Origin of the sequence: Comamonas badia DSM 17552 (assembly GCF_000484635.1) — a bacterium.
Lineage (GTDB): Bacteria > Pseudomonadota > Gammaproteobacteria > Burkholderiales > Burkholderiaceae_C > Comamonas_C > Comamonas_C badia.
Map to the genome: position 1 here is coordinate 205,949 of NZ_AXVM01000006.1, position 18,989 is coordinate 224,937.

Sequence of the window (18,989 nt, forward strand, 5' to 3'; positions counted from 1 at the left end):
TGTGTTGGTCTGAAGCAGGTCCGGCGGGCTCAGGCGATCCTGAAGCGCGCCACCGACTGGTGCAATTCTTCGGCCATCCGGGACAGCTCCCTGACCTGGTGGGCCGTGGCCCGCGTGCCCTCGCCGGTCTGCTCGGTCACGGCAAAGATGTGCTGGATGTTCTCGGCCACCCCGTTGGCCAGCTTGGCTTCCTGCAGTGCTGCGCCCGAAATGCTCTCGATAAGCTCAGCCAGCTTGCGCGAGACGCTATCGATTTCAGTAAGCGCCGTGCCCGCGCTGTCCGACAGGCGCGCGCCTTCGACGACACCGCGTGTCGAGCGCTCCATGGCTGCCACGGCATCCTGCGTGTCCGTCTGAATCGCCTTCACCAGCGCCGCGATCTGCCGCGTCGCATCGCCCGAGCGTTCGGCCAGCCGCTGCACCTCCTCGGCCACCACGGAAAAGCCGCGCCCCGCCTCGCCGGCGGACGCCGCCTGAATGGCGGCATTGAGCGCCAGCAGGTTGGTCTGCTCGGTGATGTCGGAAATCAGTTCGGTGATTTCGCCGATTTCCTGCGAGGATTCGCCCAGGCGCTTGATGCGCTTGGAGGTGTCCTGGATCTGGTCGCGGATGGTGTTCATGCCGCCGATGGCGTTCTGCACCGCCTTCAGGCCTTGGTCGGCCGCCTGCAGCGACTGGTGCGCCACGGCCGCCGACTGCTGCGCCTGGCCGGAAACGCCGTTGATGCGCGCCGCCATGTCCAGCACCGACTGGCCGGTCTCCCTGATCTCGCGCAGCTGCTCGCTCGATGCCGCCAGCAGTTCGGTGGACGTGCCTTCCACGTCGGTCGTCGTCCGGACCACGCTTGCGGCGGTATTCTGCACGCTGCCCACGAGCACGCGCAGCTCCTCGATCGTGTAGTTGACGGAGTCGGCAATCGCGCCGGTGATGTCCTCGGTCACGGTCGCTTCCTGTGTAAGGTCGCCTTCGGCCACCGTCTGCAGTTCGTTCATGAGGCGCAGGATGGCCGCCTGATTGGCATCGTTGATGCGCTTGGCCTCCTGCTCGCGCTGGCGCGCCGCTTCCTGCTCGGCCTCGGCCCGCTGCTGCCGCTGGCGGCCGCCGAGCACCTGCACATACGCGATGCCCACGCCGCACGCCAGCACGAACAGCGCCAGCACGAACAGCAGCGCCAGTTCACCGGGGCCGTAGCCGGACTGCGCGGCCAGCCGGGTCTGCATGGTCTGCAGGTGCTCGCGCGTGGGCTCGCTGTCGCGCGCCAGCACCGCCTGCGCCGCGCGCGACGCCGAGAGCGCATCGGCGCTCTTGAGCAACTGCAGCACCCGCGGCTCATTGGCCTGGTAGAGCTCCGTCAGCACCCGGCCCGGCCCGCTCGAGAGCTCGGGCACGCGCTGCAGCAGCACCTTGAAATCGGTCACATCCTGCTCCAGCTGGGCCTGCAGGCCGACACCGGCGCCGCCGTACACCAGGTTGGCATCCAGGGCCGTGCGCTGGGTGAGCACCGCCAGGCGATTGGAGGCATCCAGCCCGCCCGCATCGATACCCTGATGCGCACGCGCCACCAGGGCGCGCGCGGCGCGCAGCCACTCTCCACTGTCGCCATTGAGAGCGGTTACCGCCTTGCGGGCGTCGACCAGCGTGGCCGCCTGGCCCTGGATGGCCGCCACATAGCGTTCGACCCGCTCGACCACCGGCCGCAGGTCATCGAGCTCACCGCGGAAGCTCGCGCCCAGCGGCTTGATGCCGGCTTGCGCATCCCCGGCGGAAAGCGCCTGGACGTTGCGCGAAAACACCTTGGCGCTGTCGGCCAGTTCCGCGAAAGCCGTCTGCTGGCCCAGCAGGGCCGCATCAAAGGCCTTGACCATGCGCTGTGACTGCATCAAGGCCTCGCCCACCGCCGTGAGCTGGCGTGCCGAGGTCTGCGCGCGCTGCGCCAGCCAGCCGCCGAAGATCGCCAGAATCAGCACCCCCAGCCCCAGCAGGACCAGCAGGCGCCGCTGGTGCACCGCGACCGAGGCACGGCCCATCAGGGGAAGCGCGATTTCGTCGTCCTGCGCGGGCTGTGCCGGCTCGCCGGCAGCGGGTGGCAGTCCGCCCTGCACGCTCTCGACGCCATCGGCCTGGAACACCATGGACAGCCCCTCGCCATGCTGCGGATCGACCCCCAGATCGATGCGGCTGGGCTCCGCCTCCGTCTCCGCAGGCGCCCGCCGCACCAGCCGGTTCAACGCATCTACCAAGGCCATAGTCTTTCTTCCAGTCAAGCAAAAAGCGCCCGAAACTCAGGCGCTGATGTTCAAAAATGCGGCATCGCGCGCCAGCGTCTGCAAATCGATGATCTGCCAGCGTTCACCCTGCGCATCGAGACGGCACGCGCCTATCCAGGCCGCGGCACCCGGCACCGGCTCTTCGTCGCCGGCGAAATCCTGCGTGCCGCGCAAGCCTATGAAACGGTCCACCAGCAACGCGGCATTCACCTCCAGCACCGCGCCCAACGTCAGCAGCGCGCAGCCGGCCAGCGCCTGCTCCGTCCGCGGCTGCGGCGAGCCCAGCAACACGGCCAGGTCGATGACGCCGTTGAGCACGCCGCGCAGGTTGGCCACGCCGAGGAACCACGACCGCGCGTGCGGCACCGGCTGCACCCCGGACCATGAAAAGATCTCCCCGGCCTGCGCCAGCGGCAGCAGGAGCCGCTGGCCCGCGCACTCCACCGCCAGCCAGGACGCCACGGCCACATCCGCCCCCTCCGCGGCCCGCAAGCGCGCGAGCAGCCGCATCTGGACTTCCCTGAGTGTTTCTCGTTCAGCCATGTCGGGTGCCGCGGCGCATCAGGCGAGCGCGCCGATCTTTTCGCGCAACTCCGCCGCATTCACCGGCTTGGTGATGTAGCCGCGCGCACCCTGGCGCATGCCCCAGACACGGTCGGTTTCCTGGTTCTTGCTGGTGCACATGAGGATGGGAATGTCCGCGTAGAGCGGATCGCGCGTCAGCGCCCGCGTGAGCTGAAAACCGTTCTTGCCCGGCATCACCACATCCATCAGGATGAGGTCGGGCTTGTCCTGGGCCAGGCGCTGGTAGGCCTCGTCCGCGTTCTCCGCCGTCTGCACCTGCAGGCCTTCCTTTTGCAGCAGATCGGTCAGAAACATCAGCTCGGTCTTGGAATCATCCACGACCAATACTTTCTTGATTGCCATCATTGAACTCCTGATTGCGCGCGGCCGAACTGCTGCACCGCCTGCAGCAGCTGGTCCTTGGTGAACGGTTTGGTGAGGTAATCCTGGCAGCCCACCATGCGCCCGCGCGCCTTGTCGAACACGCCATCCTTGGAGGACAGCATGACCACCGGCGTACCGGCAAACTGCGGATTGCGCTTGATGATGGCCACCGTCTGGTAGCCATCGAGCTTGGGCATGAGGATGTCGCAGAAGATGAGCTGCGGCTGGTAGTCGTTCACCTTGGACAGCGCGTCGAACCCGTCCTCGGCAAGCAGCACCTCATGCCCACCCTGCTTGAGAAAAATCTCGGCGCTGCGCCGGATCGTGTTGCTGTCGTCCACCACGAGCACCTTGATCGTGGGACCGGTAGTCGCTGTCGCCAATTTGTCCCGCTCCTGTAGTGTTCTGCTGCGCGCATCTTTCAAAAGCCGCGCCAAGTCCCTGTCCGGGCAAGCTTATAGGCGCTTTGCCCTGAATGCAACGATTCTAAGGAGCAGATGGCACAAAAATGGGAGCACGCTTGGTATGCGCAACAGTTTTCATCCCCGCGGCGCAGCCGCGGGCCCGCCGACACCGTTCAAAATGCAGGCCATGACCGATACCACCGACCACAACCTCTCGCTCTTTCACCACGCCCAGGCGCTGATTCCCGGCGGCGTCAATTCGCCCGTGCGCGCCTTCCGGGCCGTCGGCGGCACGCCGTCCTTCATCACGCGCGGCCAGGGCGCCTACCTCTGGGACGCCGACGGGCGCAGGCTCATCGACTACATCGGCTCCTGGGGCCCGATGATCCTGGGCCACGGCCACCCGGCCGTGCTCGAAGCGGTGCACCGCGCCGTCGCTCTGGGCCTGTCGTTCGGCGCGCCGACCGAACGCGAGAGCGAACTCGCCGAGGCCATCATGCGCCATGTGCCATCGATCGAGCGGCTGCGCCTGGTGAGCTCGGGCACCGAGGCCGGCATGAGCGCCATCCGCCTGGCGCGCGGCGCCACGGGGCGCAGCAAGATCGTCAAGTTCAACGGCTGCTACCACGGCCATGCGGACGCGCTGCTGGTCAAGGCCGGCTCGGGCCTGGCCACCTTCGGCCATGCCACCAGCGCCGGCGTGCCCGAGGTGGTGGTGCAGGACACGCTGGTGCTCGAATACAACGACGTGGCGCAGCTCGAAGCCGCCTTCGCGCTGCACGGCGACAAGATTGCCTGCGTGATCATGGAGCCGATCGCGGGCAACATGAATTTCGTGCGCGCCAGCGTGCCCTTCATGCGCGCGGCGCGCGCGCTGTGCACCAAGCACGGCGCGCTGCTCATCATCGACGAGGTGATGACCGGCTTTCGCGTGGCGCTCGGCGGTGCGCAGAGCCTGTATGCCAAAGAAATCGCGGGCTTCCAGCCCGACCTCACCATGCTCGGCAAGGTGGTGGGCGGCGGCATGCCGCTGGCGGCCTTCGGCGGGCGCCGGGACGTGATGGAGCAGCTCGCGCCGCTGGGGCCGGTCTACCAGGCGGGCACGCTTTCGGGCAACCCGGTGGCCACGGCCTGCGGCCTCGCCACGCTGCGCGAGGTGGGCAAGCCGGGCTTTTACGCGGCACTGGCAGAGCGCACCCGCGCGCTGATCACCGGTCTCGCGCAGGCCGCGAAGGCAGAAGGCGTGCCGTTTTGCGGCGACAGCGAGGGCGGCATGATGGGCTACTTCCTGCTGCCCGCGCTGCCCGGCAACTACCCCGAGGTGCTGCAGAGCGACGGGGCGCGCTTCAACCGCTTCTTCCACGGGCTGCTCGATCGCGGCATTTACACCGCACCGGCGCTCTACGAGGCGGGCTTCGTGAGCGCCGCGCACACCGGGGAAGACATCGCCACCACCGTGGCCGCGGCGCGCGAGGTATTTCGTGAACTCGCAAACTGATAGCTGCCAGCGCCCGCCAGCCGGTCGTCACGGCCCGATTTGACTCAAAAACCCGGAGCCGTCAGCCCCGGATCAGGCGCTGGCGGATGCGCGGCCAGAGTACGTTGATGCTCAGGCCCGCCATCACCAGCAGCATCGCCGCGCCCTTCCACGGCGGAAACGGCTCGCCCAGCAGCGCCACCGAACTGCCCATGCCGAACACCGGCACCAGCAGCGCCATCGGCGTGACGGTGGCGGCGTCGTAACGCGACAGCAGCCAGGCCCAGAGGCCATAGCCCAGGATGGTGTTGGCCATCGACTGCCAGAGGATGGCGCCCCAGGCAAGCAGCGGCGCGGCCTCTATCGAATGCCACAGCGGCACCGGGCCGCCTTCAAACAGCAGCGCCAGCACGATGAGCGGCGGCACCGAGAAGGCGCTGGTCCAGACCATGTAGGCCACCATGTTCACCCGCCCGGCCTGGCGCCCGACCATGTTGCCCAGCGCCCAGCACAGGCCGGCGCCCAGCGTCATCGCGATGCCCAGCCAGGTGGTGCTGCCATCGGTGTGCAGCCCGATCACCGCAAAGCCCGAGAGCGCCAGCGCCGCCGCGACGAGCTGGAACCAGCGCACGCGCTCGCCCTCCAGCAGCACCGCCAGCACCACGGTGAACAGCACCTGCGCCTGCACCACGAGCGAGGCCAGGCCCGGCGAGATCTGCGACTGCATCGCCAGGTACAGCAGGCTGAACTGCCCGCCGCCGATCAGGAGCCCGTAGCCCGCGAGGTTGCGCCAGGGCACCGGCGGCCGGCGGAAGAAGAAAATCGCGGGCAGCGTGGCCGTGGCAAAGCGCAGCGCCGCCATCAACAGCGGCGGAAACGACGCGAGCGCCACCTTGATGACGACGAAGTTGCTGCCCCAGATGGCCACGACGAGCAGCCCCAGGAGCAGGTGGTTGAGGGTGATGACCTGCCGCACGCGGGGCGCGGCGGGTTGTGCGGCGGCTTCAGTGGCGGAAATGGCGTACTCCCGTGAACACCATGGCCACGCCGCGCTCGTTGGCTGCGTCTATCACTTCCTGGTCCCGCATCGAGCCGCCGGGCTGCGCCACGCAGCTCGCGCCGTGATCCACCACCACATCCAGGCCATCGCGGAAGGGGAAGAAGGCGTCGCTGGCGACCACCGTGTCCTTGAGCGACAGGCCCGCGGCCTCGGCCTTGATGCTGGCGATGCGCGCGGAATCGAGCCGGCTCATCTGGCCCGCGCCCACGCCCATGGTCATCCCGCCCTTGCAGAACACGATGGCGTTGCTCTTGACGTATTTGGCGACTTTCCAGGCAAACATCAGGTCCTGGATCTGCTCCTGCGTCGGCTGGCGCGTGGTGACGACCTTGAGATCGGCGAGCTGCAGCTCGTGGTTGTCCGCGGTCTGCAGCAGCAGGCCCGAGCCCACGCGCTTGGCGTCCACGGCGTTGCGCCCCTGCGTCCAGGCCGTGTCGCCGCCGGGCGGCAGCGCGATCTTCACCAGGCGCACGTTGGCCTTGGCCTTGAACACCGCCAGCGCCTCGGCCGTGAAGTCCGGGGCCATCAGCACCTCGACGAACTGCTTGGCCACCTGCTCGGCCGCCGCGCCGTCCACGGGGCGGTTGAAGGCGATGATGCCGCCGAAGGCGCTGGTGGGGTCGGCCTGGAAGGCCTTGGCATAGGCCTCGCGCGCACTCGTGCCCACGGCCACGCCGCAGGGGTTGGCGTGCTTGACGATGACGCAGGCGGGCAGCTTGAAGCTCTTGACGCATTCCCAGGCGGCATCGGCATCGGCGATGTTGTTGTAGGAGAGTTCCTTGCCCTGCAACTGCTCGCCGGTGACGATGGCGCCAGGCGCCGGGTACAGGTCGCGGTACAGCGCCGCGCTCTGGTGGCTGTTCTCGCCGTAGCGCAGATCCTGCACCTTGGTGAAGATGCCGTTGCTCTGGGCAGCGAAGCGCGCGCGCTGCGGCACGTAGCTCTCGGAGAGCTTTTCCGGCTCGAATTCAACCGACGAGAGGTAATCGCTGATCGCCCCGGCGTACTGCGCGATGCGGTTGAACGCGGCCACCGAGAGCTTGAAGCGCAGCGCATCCGAGAGCTTGCCTTGCGCTTTCAGCTCGGCCAGCACATCAGCGTACTGGCCCGCGTCGGTCACCACGCCCACGTCCTTCCAGTTCTTGGCCGCGCTGCGCACCATGGCGGGGCCGCCGATGTCGATGTTCTCGATGGCATCCGCCAGCGTGCAGCCCGCCTTGGCCACCGTGGCTTCAAACGGGTAGAGGTTCACGACCAGCAGATCAATCGTATTGATGCCGTGCGCCTGGATTGCCGCCATGTGCTCGGGCAGATCGCGGCGCGCCAGCAGCCCGGCATGCACCTTGGGGTGCAGGGTTTTCACGCGGCCGTCCAGCATCTCGGGGAAACCCGTCACCTCGGCCACCTCGGTGACCGGCAGGCCCTCGGCCGCCAGCAGCTTGGCCGTGCCGCCGGTGGAAACGAGCTTCACCCCCAGCGCGTGCAGCGCCTTGGCAAAGTCCACGATGCCGCTCTTGTCCGAGACGGAAATCAACGCAGTCGTCACTTTCAATACTCCCGATTTTCAAAACAAAATCCGGCTCCATCGCTTATCCATCAAGCGTTGGCAGCTATCAAACTATTCAACTCCCTCCCCCTCCGGGGGAGGGTTGGGGTGGGGGCCAACCGCGCACCTGAACCAACTCTTTGGTCTGCGAAACCAGGCCCCCATCCCTGCCTTCCCCCAGAGGGGGAAGGAGCCCGAGACACATCGCCCATCAGGTCAGCAAAAGGCATTCACAGCAGGCGATGTTCGCCCAGCTTCTTGCGCAGTGTGTTGCGGTTCAGGCCCAGCCACTCGGCCGCGCGCGACTGGTTGTGGCCCGCGTGGTGCATCACCACTTCCAGCAGCGGCTTTTCCACCAGGCGCAGCAGCATGTCGTACATGTCCTCGGGCGCTTCGCCGCCCAGGTCTTCGAAGTAGCGCAGCAGGCTTTCGCGCACGCAGCTTTCGATGTTGGTGTTGGCGGGGCTCATGCGTGCACGTCCTCCGCGCTCTCGTTGGTCGTCAATTCGCTTGCTTCGCCCGCTTGCGGCAGGCGCTCCATCTGCTGCTCCAGCAGCTCGAAATAGGCGCGCACGGCCGCCCACTGCGTGGCACTGTCCTGCACGGTGTTGATGTGGCGGCGCAGCGCGTCGCCGCCGGGAAGCTGGTGCACATACCAGGCAATGTGCTTGCGCGCGCTGCGCACGCCGGTCGATTCGCCGTAGAGGCTGTAATGCTCCTCCAGGTGCGCGAGCAGCAGGCGCTTGACCTCGGCCACCAGCGGCGGCGCGAGTTCTTCGCCAGTATCCAGGTAATGCACCACCTCGCGAAAAATCCACGGCCTGCCCTGGGCTGCGCGGCCGATCATCAGCGCATCGGCACCGGTGGCGGCCAGCACCGCCTGCGCCTTGCGCGGGCCGGTGATGTCGCCATTGGCCACCACGGGAATGCGCACCGCCTGCTTGACCGCGGCAATCGTTGCGTATTCCGCCTCGCCCCGGTAACCCTGCTCGCGCGTGCGGCCGTGCACCGTCAGCATCTGGATGCCCGCGCCTTCAAACTGGCGCGCAAGCTGCACCGCATTCCTGTGCGCATCGCACCAGCCGGTGCGCATCTTGAGCGTGACGGGCACGCCACGCGGCGCGCACACCGCAACCACCGCCTCGGCAATCTCCAGCGCCAGCGCCTCGTTCTGCATCAGCGCCGAACCGGCCCACTTGTTGCACACCTTCTTGGCCGGGCACCCCATGTTGATGTCCATGAGCTGCGCGCCACGATCCATGTTGTAGGCCGCCGCCTCGGCCATCATGGCCGCATCGGTGCCCGCAATCTGCACCGCGATGGTGCCGGGCTCGCCCTCGTGGTTGGCGCGGCGCGAGGTCTTGAGGCTGTCCCACAGATCCTTGCGCGAGGTCACCATCTCGCTCACCGCATGGCCCGCACCGAGCTCGCGGCACAGGCGCCGGAAGGGCCGGTCCGTCACCCCCGCCATGGGCGCGACAAAAACGCGGTTCGGGAAGGTGACGGGGCCGAGGGTGAGCGGGTTCATGGGGGCGCGGCAGGCAGGGTGAGTGGCCTGCGAAGGGGGTGATTGTAGTTGCCTGTTTTTTGGGCAACCCCGCGACCATCCCACCTACACTTCCAGCCCCATGGAACCCTGGATGCTCGCCCTCGCCCACTGGCTTGCGCTGCCGCACAACGGCCTGGCCACGGTGTTCCTGATCGCGCTGCTTTCCGCCACGCTGCTGCCGCTGGGGTCGGAGCCTGCGGTGTTTGCGCTGGTGCAGATCAACCCGCAGCTGTTCTGGCCCGCGATCCTCGTGGCGACGGCGGGCAACACCGCGGGCGGCGCGATTTCCTGGTGGATGGGCCTGGGCACGCACGAGGCGGTGGAGCACTGGCGCGGCAAGCGCAGCGAGGGCAAGGCGCTGGCCTGGCTCAAGCGCTTTGGGCCGCGCGCCTGCCTGCTCAGCTGGCTGCCCGTGGTGGGCGATCCGCTGTGCGCCGTGGCCGGCTGGCTGCGCCTGCCGTTCTGGCCCTGCGTGGCCTATATGGCTGTGGGCAAATTCGCACGCTATCTGGTGATGACCGCGGGCCTCATCTACCTCTGGCCGCGGGTCGGCATCTGATGCCAGGCCGCGCCGGGTGGCGCGCTTACGCATATTGCGGCTTTTTCTAAGGCCGACGGCGCATATGGTTCAAGCAAACATGTTGTTGGTTTTGCAGGCGGCGCTTTCTAAGCTCACGGACCTTCACCACAGCCCCTCCGTGCATGCTGCGTCGCCACTGGCTTACCCTGCCCCTCGCCCTCGCGCCCTTCGCCAAGGCGCTGGCGGGTGAGCGCACGCTGCTCAACGCCGCGTACGACGCGACGCGGGAGTTTTACGCGGACTACAACGCGCTGTTTGTACGCCAGTGGCAGGAGCGGACGGGCGAGCCGCTTGCCATCCTCCAGTCGCACGGCGGCTCGGGCGCGCAGGCGCGTGCGGTGCTCGATGGCCTGCGCGCCGATGTGGTGTCGCTGGCGCTGGCGCCCGATGTGGACCGGCTGGCACGGCAAGGTCTGGTGGATGGCCGCTGGCGCGAGGCGCTGCCGCAGCAGGCCTGCCCCATGGCGTCGACCATCGTGTTTCTGGTGCGCAAGGGCAATCCGCACGGGATTCGCGGGTGGGACGATCTGCTGCTGCCCGGCCTGACGCTGATCACGCCCAACCCCAAAATTTCCGGCGGTGCGCGCTGGAACTGGTTTGCCGCCTGGGGCCATGCGCTGCGCACCGGTGGCAGCGAGCGGGCGGCGCAGGGTTTCATGCGCCAGCTTTTTGCGCGTGTGCCGGTGCTTGACACGGGCGCGCGCTCGGCGGCGATGAGCTTCATCGTGCGTGGCATGGGCGATGTGCTGCTGGCGTGGGAGAGCGAGGCGCATCTGGCGCTGCAGGTGTTTGGCGATCAGGCGATAGAAGTGGTCACGCCGCCGGACAGCATTCTGGCCACCTTGCCCGTGGCGCAGGTGCAGCAGGTGACCGAGCGGCGCGGCACGGGGCAGATCGCCCGTGCCTATCTTGAAGCCCTCTACCAACCCAAGGCGCAGCAGCTCGCGGCACGCCACTACTTTCGCACTGTGCAGCAATCCGGCACGGGGCTGCCGCAGCTTGCCACTTTCACGCTGGAAGACGTGGCGGGCGACTGGGCCAGCGCACAACAGCGGCACTTTGCCGAGGGCGGCGTGTTCGATCAGATCTGGCGGGCAGCATGACCATGGCCGCGCTTGCCCTGCCCCGCTTGATGCGATTCACCCGCCGCGCGCCCGCCGTGCTGCCGGGGCGTGCGCTGACGCTGGGGCTCACCATCACCTGGCTCAGCCTCGTGGTGCTGCTGCCGCTGGCGGCCGTGGTGCTGAATGCGGCCAGCCCCGGCTGGGAGGCGTTCCGGCACAGCATTTCCAGCCCGCGGGTGCTGGCGTCCATCCGCCTCTCGTTTGGCAGCGCACTGCTGGCGGCGCTGGTGAATCTGGTCTTTGGCGGGCTCACGGCCTGGGTGCTGGTGCGCTATCCCTTCCCCGGCAAGAAGCTGATTGACGCGCTGGTGGACCTACCCTTTGCGCTGCCCACCGCCGTGGCGGGCATTGCACTGGCCACGCTGTACGCGCCGCAGGGCTGGCTGGGGCGCTGGCTCGCGCCGCTGGGCCTGCAGATTGCCTTTGCGCCTGCGGGCATCGTCGTGGCGCTGATCTTCATCGGCCTGCCCTTCGTGGTGCGCACGGTGCAGCCGGTGCTCGAAGACCTTGCGCCCGAATACGAAGAGGCCGCGCGCAGCCTGGGTGCCAGCCGTGCGCAGGTGGTCTGGCATGTGGTGCTGCCCGCGCTGCTGCCCGCGCTGCTCACCGGCTTTGCGCTGGCGTTTGCGCGGGCGGCGGGCGAATACGGCTCGGTGATTTTCATCGCGGGCAACATGCCCATGGTGTCGGAGATCGCGCCGCTGCTCATCGTCACACGCCTGGAGCAGTACGACGTGGCCGGTGCCACAGCGATTGCCGTGGCCATGCTGGCGATCTCGTTCACGCTGCTGCTGGCGATCAATCTGCTGCAGGGCGCAAGCCGCACGCACGCGCTGGGCCGGAGGGCGGCATGAACCGGCGGGGCATCTGGCTGCGCCGGGGGCTGATTGCGCTCAGCCTCGGCTTTCTGGTGGTCTTTCTGCTGCTGCCGCTGGCCGCCGTCTTTTGCGAGGCGCTGGCCAAGGGCTGGGCTGCCAGCCTGGCCGCCATCACCGAGCCCGATGCACTCTCCGCCATCCGCCTCACGCTCACCGCCAGCCTGATCGCGGTGCCGCTCAACCTCGTGCTCGGCATCTGCGCGGCATGGGCGATTGCGCGTTTTGACTTCCCCGGCAAGGGGCTGCTCACCACGCTGATCGACCTGCCGTTTTCCGTCTCGCCGGTGATCGCGGGCCTGGCCTGGGTGCTGCTGTTTGGCAGCGCGGGCTGGTTCGGCGCATGGCTGGACGAACACGATCTGCAGATTCTGTTTGCCGTGCCTGGCATCGTGCTGGCCACGGTGTTCGTCACCTTCCCCTACGTGGCGCGCGAGCTGATCGCGCTGATGCAGTCGCAGGGCAGCGAGGAGGAAGAAGCCGCCGTCGTGCTGGGCGCCAGCGGCTGGCGCGTGTTCTGGCATGTGACGCTGCCCAACATCCGCTGGGGGCTGTTCTACGGCGTGGTGCTGTGCAATGCGCGGGCCATGGGCGAGTTTGGCGCGGTCTCCATCGTCTCGGGCCATATCCGGGGGCTGACCAACACGCTGCCGCTGCACGTGGAAATTCTCTACAACGAATACAACGGCGCAGCCGCCTTCTCGGTGGCCGCGCTGCTGGCGCTGCTGGCGCTGGCCACGCTGGCGCTCAAAACCCTGGCCGAATGGCGCTTGCGCGCACAGGCCACGCTGCTGCAAAAGGAATTGGCATGAGCATGGAAGTGCGCTCCATCCACAAACGCTTCGGCAGCTTCGCGGCGCTGAACGATGTGTCCCTTACCTTCCCTGATGGGCACCTCACCGCCCTGCTCGGCCCCTCGGGCTGCGGCAAGACCACGCTGCTGCGCATCATCGCCGGGCTGGAGCAGCCCGACAGCGGCCAGGTGCTGCTGGGCGGCGAAGACGCCTCGCACGCCGATGTGCGCGAGCGCCAGGTGGGCTTCGTGTTCCAGCACTACGCGCTCTTTCGGCACATGACGGTGTTCGACAACGTCGCCTTCGGCCTGCGCATGAAGCCCCCGCGCGAGCGCCTGAGCGAAGCCGCCATCCGCGCCAAGGTGATGGACCTGCTGCAACTGGTGCAGCTCGATTGGCTGGCCGACCGCCGCCCCGCCGCGCTCTCGGGCGGGCAGCGCCAGCGCATCGCCTTGGCCCGCGCGTTGGCCGTGGAGCCGCGCGTGCTGCTGCTCGATGAACCCTTTGGCGCATTGGACGCCAAGGTCAGGAAGGAACTGCGCCGCTGGCTGCGCCACCTGCACGACACGCTGCATGTGACCAGCATCTTCGTCACGCACGACCAGGAAGAGGCGCTGGAAGTGGCGGATGAAATCGTCATCATGAACCGTGGCCAGGTAGAGCAGCGCGGCAGCCCGCAGGCGGTGTACGACGAACCGGCCACGGCCTTTGTCTGCGGCTTTCTCGGGCACATGAATCTGTTTCATGGCCGGGTGCAGGGCGGGCAGTTGCGCTCGGGGAACATGCACTTTGCACTGCCGGGCGGCGACGCATCGCACGATGCACCAGGCACCGCCTACGTGCGCCCGCACGAGATTCAGATCGAGCCCTGCGCACCGCAATACCGCCCCGCGCACGCCAGCGAATTGCGCGTGAACCTGCTGCGTGCGCAGGCGCTGGGGCCGCTGGCGCAGCTTGAACTCACACGCGAGGACACGCAGGAAATCATCGAGGTGGTGATGCCCAGCCAGGAGTTCGACCGCCTGCGCGCGCGCGGCTGCCGGCACTTCATTGCGCGGCCTTCCAGAGCGAGGGTGTTTTTCGGCTCTAACGCTTGATGGGCAAGCGCGAGCAGCTAGAAATTTTCTTTATTCGATCCACTGCTTAAGTTATGAAAAATCAATTCTTCCCATTGCAGAAGAGCTTGCCTACATTTGTGAAAACGCCTGCATTGCGGGCCTCGTTTGCTTGACTCAGAGAGGGTTTCCATGACACAGATTGCCGACGTCCTGCCCGACGTGCTGCCGATCTCGCGCGAGAAAGCGCAAACCGCCGCGGACCTGGTGCGGGGGCTGGACAGCCCGGCGCTGGAATGGCTGGCGGGCTTCATGGCGGGCGCCGCCGCACGCGGGCGCAGCGCCACACCCCACACCGCCACACCGGTGGCCGCCGCTGCCAACACGGCAGTACAGCAGCAGCTCACCATCGTCTATGGCAGCCAGACGGGCAACGCCAAGCGTGTGGCCGAAAAGCTTGCCGCCGAGGTGAAATCCGCGGGCCTGCCGGTGCGCACCGTGCGCGCCGATGCCTACCGCACGAGCGAGCTGAAGAAAGAGAAATTCCTCTACCTCGTGATCAGCACGCACAGCGAAGGCGACGACGTGGAGCCGCCGGACGACTCACGCGGCTTCTATGAATTTTTGATGGGCAAGCGCGCACCGCAACTGCCCGAGCTCTCCTACAGCGTGCTGGCGCTGGGCGATTCAAGCTACGTCGATTTCTGCGGCATAGGCCGGCGCATCGACGAGCGCCTGGCCGCGCTGGGTGCCAAGCGCGTGCTGGACCGCGCCGATGCCGATGTGGACCTGGACTACGTCGTCACGCCCTGGGCCGAAACCGCGCTGCAGCAAGCGCGCAACTTGCTTGCACCACAACAGCAAACGGTCGTTCCGGCACCCGGTGCCGAAGTGCTCACGCTGCGCCCCACGCATTCCTCGTGGTCGCGTGAACGCCCCTTCCTCGCCGAGGTACTGGTGAACCAGCGCATCGTGGGGAGCCACAGCGGAAAAGATGTGCGCCACATCGAGCTCTCGCTGGCAGGCAGCGGCCTGCACTACCAGCCCGGAGACGCGCTGGGCGTATGGCCCACGCAGGCCCCCGAACTCGTGCACCGCGTGCTGCAACTGCTGCAGCTCGACGGCAGCACGCCCGTGACGCAAGGCAAGGAGACCCTGCCGCTCGCCGAATGGCTCACGCACCGGCGCGAGCTCACGCTGGTCACGCGCCCCTTCGTCGCTGCGCTGGCCGAGCGCGGTGGCCACGAGGCGCTCAAGGCCTTGCTGCAGCCGGAAAAAAATGCCGAACTGGCACCGCTGCTCAACCGCCAGCAGCTCATGGACCTGCTGCGCGCCTGGCCCACGGCGTGGGATGCCAACGCCCTGGTGACGGCCCTGCGCCCGCTCGCGCCGCGCATGTATTCCATCGCCAGCAGCCAGGCCCAGGTGGATGAAGAGGTGCACCTCACGATCGCGCTGGTGCAGTTCGAAAAGGACGAGGAAACCCGCTGGGGCGCCAGCAGCCACTATTTGTGCAGCGCGCAGGAAGGTGCGCAGGTGCCGGTATTCATCGAGGCCAACGAGCGTTTCCGCCTGCCCGCCGACGGCGCGCGCGACGTGATCATGGTGGGCCCCGGCACCGGCGTGGCACCCTTTCGCGCCTTCGTGCAGCAGCGCCAGAGCGACGGTGCCACGGGCCGCAACTGGCTGTTCTTCGGCAACCCGCACCGCCACAGCGATTTCCTCTACCAGACCGAATGGCTGCAGGCGGCCAAGGACGGCGCGCTCACGCACCTGGATGTCGCCTTCTCACGCGATCAGTCCGAAAAAATCTACGTGCAGCAGCGCCTGCGCGAGCAGGGGGCCGAGGTCTGGCAATGGCTGCAGGGCGGCGCGCACTTCTACGTGTGCGGCGACGCCGAGCGCATGGCGGGCGACGTGCAGCGGGCACTGGCCGACATCGCGGCGGAACATGGCGGCAAGAGCCCCGAAGACGCCGCGCAGTGGGTGAAGACCCTGCTGCTGGAAGGCCGCTATGCCCGCGACGTGTACTGATTGACCGCCCGCGCTGTGGGAGCGGCCTCGGCCGCGAACGCCTGCATCCGCCCCATCCGCCCTTTTTTGAACCTGCTCCGCGAAGGCGAAACACGCCCTCGCGAGGAAGCCTGCACCCTTTTCATGACCGATACCCTGACCATCACCAAGAACAAGAAGCTCTCTGCCCTGGAGCACATCAAGGAGCAGAGCCGCTTCCTGCGCGGCACCATAGACCTTGGCCTGGCGGACCGCACGACAGGCTCGATCAGCGAGCCCGACACCAAGCTGCTGAAATTCCACGGCAGCTACATGCAGGACAACCGCGACGTGCGCGACGAGCGCCGCCGCCAGAAGCTGGAGCCCGACTTCGGCTTCATGGTGCGCGTGCGCCTGCCCGGTGGCGTGCTCACGCCCAAGCAGTGGCTCGATCTGGATGCGCTCACGGCGCACACCAAGGGCGGCCTGCGCATCACCACGCGCCAGACCTTCCAGTTCCATGAAATCAAGAAAGAAAAACTGCGCGACGTGATCGGCGCCATCAACGCCACGGGTCTTTCCACGCTCGCGGCCTGCGGCGACGACGTGCGCAACGTCATCTGCTCGGTCAACCCGCTCGTGCCCGCGCAGCAGACCCAGGCGTATGAGTGGGCGGTCAAGCTGATGCACCACGTCAAGCCCCGCACCAGCGCCTACCAGGAACTGTGGATAGACAGGAAGGAGCGCACCAGCGACGGCGCGCACGACGAAGAGCCGCTGCTGGGCAAGAGCTATCTGCCGCGCAAGTTCAAGTTCGGCATCGCGATTCCGCCCTACAACGACATCGACGTGTTCGCGCAGGACTTCGGCCTGATCGCCATCTTCGACAAGAAGAACGAACTGCAGGGCTTCAACCTCGCGCCCGGCGGCAGCATGGGCGCCACGGCGGGCGATGCCAAGACCTACCCGGCGCTGGCCGACCTGATCGGCTACGTGCCCAAGGAGCATCTGCTGGAGGCCTGCTGGCACGCGGTGGCGGTGCAGCGCGACTTCGGCGACCGCGGCGAGCGCAAGCACGCGCGCCTCAAATACACCATCGACGACCGAGGCCTGCAGTGGTATCACGACGAGCTGCAATCGCGCCTGCCCTTCCTCATCGAGCCGCCGCGGCCGTACCACTTCGAGCACAACGGCGATCGCTTCGGCTGGGTGGAAGCCGGGCGCGGACAGTGGAACCTCACGCTGCGCATCCCCAGCGGCCGCGTGCTCGATGTCGATGGCCACCCGCGCCAGAGCGGCCTGCGCGCGATCGCCGGCATCCACCAGGGCGAATTCCGCATGACCTGCGACCAAAACGTGATCATCGCGGGCGTCGCCACCAGGGACAAGGCCAGGATCGACGCGCTGGTCAAGGAATACGGCCTGGACGACCACGTCGGCGCCAGCGGCCTGCGCCTGAACGCCATTGCCTGCGTGGCCCTGCCCACCTGCGGCCTGGCGATGGCCGAATCCGAACGTTACCTGCCGACCATCGTCGGCAAGATGGAAGCGCTGCTGGAGAAGCACGGCCTGCGCGAGGAGCCCATCCACTTTCGCATGTCCGGCTGCCCCAACGGGTGCTCGCGCCCCTACATGGGCGAGATCGCGCTCGTGGGCCGCGCCATCGGCAAGTACGACCTGCGCCTGGGCGCCGACCACCTGGGCGAGCGCCTGAATGCGCCCTACAAGGAAAACGTGGGTGAAGAGGTCATCCTCGCCGCGCTCGACGAGCTCTTTGGGCGCTTTGCCCAGGAGCGCAACGAGGGCGAGCACTTCGGCGATTTCATCGCGCGTGCCCAGGTGGTGCAGCCTCCGAGCCGCCGCCCCGCCATCCAGTACTGAAGGCAGCAGGATCATGGAGCACTTTCCGCTGTTTCTCGACCTGCGCGGGCGCACTGTGCTGGTGGTGGGCGCCGGGCTCGTCGCAGAGCGCAAGGTCGCACTGTTGCTGGCCGCCGGTGCTGAAGTCACGGTGCTCGCCCGCGCCGCCCACAGCCGCGTGCAGGAACGCGCGGCCAGCGGCCAGATCACCCTGCGCCTGCAGGATTTCGCGCCCGAGCAGCTCAACGGTGCCTGGCTGGTGATCGCCGCCACCAGCGACGCGCAGCTCAACGAAGCCGTGGCGCAGGCCGCCGCCGCACGCCAGCTCTGGTGCAACGTGGTGGACGACGCCGCGCGTTCCAGCGCCCAGGTGCCCGCCATCGTCGATCGCGCGCCCATCACCATCGCCATTTCGTCGGGCGGCGCAGCCCCGGTGATCGCACGGCGCCTGCGCGAGCGCATCGAATCGCTGGTGGAACCGTCCATAGGCTGGCTCACCGCCCTGGCCCAACGCCAGCGCGCGGCCATCCGCAAGGCGCGCCCCGACCTCATCGCGCGGCGGCGCTTCTACCACTGGCTGCTTGATGGCCCGGTGCACGATGCGCTGCGTGCCGCCCAGCCTGAAAAGGCCGAAGCACTGCTGCATCGCGCCCTTGCCCAAGGCGAAAAAACCACCGCAGGCAAGGTGTTGCTTGTCGGCGCTGGGCCGGGCGACCCCGGCCTGCTCACGCTGCGCGGCCTGCGCGCGCTCAATGAGGCGGACGTGATCCTGCACGACAGGCTCGTGAGCGCCGAGGTGCTGCAGCTCGCCCGGCGCGACGCGCTGCGCATCGGCGTGGGCAAGACCCCCGGCGAAGACCACGAAGCCACGCAGCGGCGCATCCACGCGCTCATGGTGCGGCACGCCCGCCAGGGCCAGACGGTGGTGCGCCTCAAGGGCGGCGACCCCTTCGTCTTCGGCCGTGGCGGCGAAGAACTGCTGGCCCTGCAGCAGCACGGCGTCGCCTACGAAGTGGTGCCCGGCATTACCGCGGCGCTGGCCTGCGGCGCCTACACCGGCATTCCGCTCACGCACCGCGGCGCCGCCGACAGCCTGACCTTTGCCACGGCACACCGCCAAGGCGATGCCGAACGCGAAGAGGCACCGCACCGGCACACGCAAGTGATCTACATGGGCGTGGAGCGCCTTGCCAGCCACGGCGCAGGCCTCATCGCGCAGGGTTTCGCACCCGACACGCCCTGCGCGCTGGTGGAAAACGGCTCGCGCCCCCAGCAGCGCACGCTGCACGCCACGCTCGCCACCGTGGCGCAGCAGGCACGCGAACACGCGATGGCTTCACCCGCTCTCTTCATCGTGGGCGAGGTCACGCGCCTGGGCCAGCGGCTCGCCTGGTTTGGCGAGACGCTTACGCCAGAAGCCGCCCAACAACCCGCCATTGCCCTGGCCGCATAAAGAGG

At 67.7% G+C, this 18,989-nt stretch carries 17 protein-coding genes; 9 read left to right on the plus strand and 8 right to left on the minus strand.

Annotation, left to right across the window (positions count from 1 at the left end; all coding sequences use genetic code 11):
• Positions 1-29 precede the first annotated feature (29 nt).
• From K320_RS0114000 to K320_RS0114015, 4 genes are read right to left on the minus strand one after another with little or no spacing between them, the layout of a single operon-like run.
• Positions 30-2,246 carry a methyl-accepting chemotaxis protein gene (locus K320_RS0114000; RefSeq protein WP_024539457.1) on the minus strand — a complete coding sequence of 739 codons (2,217 nt, stop codon included), beginning with the start codon at positions 2,244-2,246 and terminating at the stop codon, positions 30-32.
• Positions 2,247-2,282: 36 nt separating this feature from the next.
• Positions 2,283-2,810: a chemotaxis protein CheW gene (locus K320_RS0114005; RefSeq protein WP_024539458.1), complete on the minus strand. Its 528-nt coding sequence runs from the start codon at positions 2,808-2,810 to the stop codon at positions 2,283-2,285.
• Between the two features lie 18 nt (positions 2,811-2,828).
• Positions 2,829-3,194 (minus strand): response regulator, encoded by a 366-nt coding sequence (locus K320_RS0114010; protein WP_024539459.1) that lies wholly within the window; start codon positions 3,192-3,194, stop codon positions 2,829-2,831.
• On the minus strand, positions 3,194-3,598 hold the full coding sequence (locus K320_RS0114015; protein WP_024539460.1) for a response regulator: 405 nt from the start codon (positions 3,596-3,598) through the stop codon (positions 3,194-3,196). Before K320_RS0114015 ends, K320_RS0114010 begins: the two co-directional genes overlap by 1 nt.
• 208 nt (positions 3,599-3,806) lie before the next feature.
• On the opposite strand from K320_RS0114015, the gene hemL reads away from it, so the two are divergent.
• Positions 3,807-5,117 carry a glutamate-1-semialdehyde 2,1-aminomutase gene (gene hemL / locus K320_RS0114020; protein ID WP_024539461.1) on the plus strand — a complete coding sequence of 437 codons (1,311 nt, stop codon included), beginning with the start codon at positions 3,807-3,809 and terminating at the stop codon, positions 5,115-5,117.
• A 61-nt stretch (positions 5,118-5,178) separates the two neighbouring features.
• Here the strand turns inward: hemL and K320_RS0114025 are convergent, their stop codons facing one another.
• From K320_RS0114025 to dusB, 4 genes are all read right to left on the minus strand, one after another.
• Positions 5,179-6,072, minus strand: a complete 894-nt coding sequence (locus K320_RS0114025) for an EamA family transporter (protein ID WP_024539462.1) — start codon at positions 6,070-6,072, stop codon at positions 5,179-5,181.
• 28 nt (positions 6,073-6,100) lie between these two features.
• Complete coding sequence (purH, locus tag K320_RS0114030) at positions 6,101-7,702, minus strand: bifunctional phosphoribosylaminoimidazolecarboxamide formyltransferase/IMP cyclohydrolase (RefSeq protein ID WP_029696171.1); 1,602 nt, start codon at positions 7,700-7,702, stop codon at positions 6,101-6,103.
• 230 nt (positions 7,703-7,932) lie between these two features.
• Complete coding sequence (locus K320_RS0114035) at positions 7,933-8,172, minus strand: helix-turn-helix domain-containing protein (protein WP_024539464.1); 240 nt, start codon at positions 8,170-8,172, stop codon at positions 7,933-7,935.
• On the minus strand, positions 8,169-9,230 hold the full coding sequence (gene dusB / locus K320_RS0114040) for a tRNA dihydrouridine synthase DusB (protein ID WP_024539465.1): 1,062 nt from the start codon (positions 9,228-9,230) through the stop codon (positions 8,169-8,171). Before dusB ends, K320_RS0114035 begins: the two co-directional genes overlap by 4 nt.
• A 100-nt stretch (positions 9,231-9,330) precedes the next feature.
• Between dusB and K320_RS0114045 the strand changes: the two genes are divergently transcribed.
• The 8 genes from K320_RS0114045 to cysG all read left to right on the plus strand — a co-directional run bounded on the left by K320_RS0114045 (position 9,331) and on the right by cysG (position 18,984).
• Positions 9,331-9,810, plus strand: coding sequence for a YqaA family protein (locus tag K320_RS0114045; RefSeq protein ID WP_024539466.1), 480 nt, complete (start codon positions 9,331-9,333; stop codon positions 9,808-9,810).
• A 143-nt stretch (positions 9,811-9,953) separates the two neighbouring features.
• Positions 9,954-10,934: a sulfate ABC transporter substrate-binding protein gene (locus tag K320_RS0114050; RefSeq protein ID WP_024539467.1), complete on the plus strand. Its 981-nt coding sequence runs from the start codon at positions 9,954-9,956 to the stop codon at positions 10,932-10,934.
• Positions 10,931-11,809, plus strand: coding sequence for a sulfate ABC transporter permease subunit CysT (cysT, locus tag K320_RS0114055; RefSeq protein ID WP_024539468.1), 879 nt, complete (start codon positions 10,931-10,933; stop codon positions 11,807-11,809). The genes K320_RS0114050 and cysT overlap by 4 nt, the downstream gene beginning before the upstream one ends.
• Complete coding sequence (cysW, locus tag K320_RS0114060; RefSeq protein WP_024539469.1) at positions 11,806-12,642, plus strand: sulfate ABC transporter permease subunit CysW; 837 nt, start codon at positions 11,806-11,808, stop codon at positions 12,640-12,642. The genes cysT and cysW overlap by 4 nt, the downstream gene beginning before the upstream one ends.
• Positions 12,639-13,721, plus strand: a complete 1,083-nt coding sequence (locus tag K320_RS0114065; RefSeq protein WP_024539470.1) for a sulfate/molybdate ABC transporter ATP-binding protein — start codon at positions 12,639-12,641, stop codon at positions 13,719-13,721. The genes cysW and K320_RS0114065 overlap by 4 nt, the downstream gene beginning before the upstream one ends.
• A 150-nt stretch (positions 13,722-13,871) precedes the next feature.
• A complete protein-coding gene (locus K320_RS0114070; RefSeq protein WP_024539471.1) occupies positions 13,872-15,713 on the plus strand; it encodes an assimilatory sulfite reductase (NADPH) flavoprotein subunit in 1,842 nt (613 codons plus the stop codon).
• Positions 15,714-15,836: 123 nt separating this feature from the next.
• Positions 15,837-17,552 (plus strand): NADPH-dependent assimilatory sulfite reductase hemoprotein subunit, encoded by a 1,716-nt coding sequence (locus K320_RS0114075; protein WP_051384947.1) that lies wholly within the window; start codon positions 15,837-15,839, stop codon positions 17,550-17,552.
• 13 nt (positions 17,553-17,565) lie between these two features.
• On the plus strand, positions 17,566-18,984 hold the full coding sequence (gene cysG, locus K320_RS0114080) for a siroheme synthase CysG (RefSeq protein WP_024539473.1): 1,419 nt from the start codon (positions 17,566-17,568) through the stop codon (positions 18,982-18,984).
• The last annotated feature ends 5 nt before the right edge of the window (positions 18,985-18,989 follow it).

Excerpts from the sequence above, each read along its gene's own strand:
- dusB (WP_024539465.1), bottom strand. The coding sequence starts at position 9,230 with ATGAACCCGCTCACCCTCGGCCCCGTCACCTTCCCGAACCGCGTTTTT.
- K320_RS0114065 (WP_024539470.1), top strand. The coding sequence starts at position 12,639 with ATGAGCATGGAAGTGCGCTCCATCCACAAACGCTTCGGCAGCTTCGCG.
- hemL (WP_024539461.1), top strand. The coding sequence starts at position 3,807 with ATGACCGATACCACCGACCACAACCTCTCGCTCTTTCACCACGCCCAG.
- cysW (WP_024539469.1), top strand. The coding sequence starts at position 11,806 with ATGAACCGGCGGGGCATCTGGCTGCGCCGGGGGCTGATTGCGCTCAGC.
- K320_RS0114050 (WP_024539467.1), top strand. The coding sequence starts at position 9,954 with ATGCTGCGTCGCCACTGGCTTACCCTGCCCCTCGCCCTCGCGCCCTTC.
- K320_RS0114010 (WP_024539459.1), bottom strand. The coding sequence starts at position 3,194 with ATGGCAATCAAGAAAGTATTGGTCGTGGATGATTCCAAGACCGAGCTG.
- cysT (WP_024539468.1), top strand. The coding sequence starts at position 10,931 with ATGACCATGGCCGCGCTTGCCCTGCCCCGCTTGATGCGATTCACCCGC.
- K320_RS0114075 (WP_051384947.1), top strand. The coding sequence starts at position 15,837 with ATGACCGATACCCTGACCATCACCAAGAACAAGAAGCTCTCTGCCCTG.
- K320_RS0114000 (WP_024539457.1), bottom strand. The coding sequence starts at position 2,246 with ATGGCCTTGGTAGATGCGTTGAACCGGCTGGTGCGGCGGGCGCCTGCG.
- K320_RS0114005 (WP_024539458.1), bottom strand. The coding sequence starts at position 2,810 with ATGGCTGAACGAGAAACACTCAGGGAAGTCCAGATGCGGCTGCTCGCG.
- cysG (WP_024539473.1), top strand. The coding sequence starts at position 17,566 with ATGGAGCACTTTCCGCTGTTTCTCGACCTGCGCGGGCGCACTGTGCTG.
- K320_RS0114070 (WP_024539471.1), top strand. The coding sequence starts at position 13,872 with ATGACACAGATTGCCGACGTCCTGCCCGACGTGCTGCCGATCTCGCGC.
- K320_RS0114035 (WP_024539464.1), bottom strand. The coding sequence starts at position 8,172 with ATGAGCCCCGCCAACACCAACATCGAAAGCTGCGTGCGCGAAAGCCTG.
- K320_RS0114045 (WP_024539466.1), top strand. The coding sequence starts at position 9,331 with ATGGAACCCTGGATGCTCGCCCTCGCCCACTGGCTTGCGCTGCCGCAC.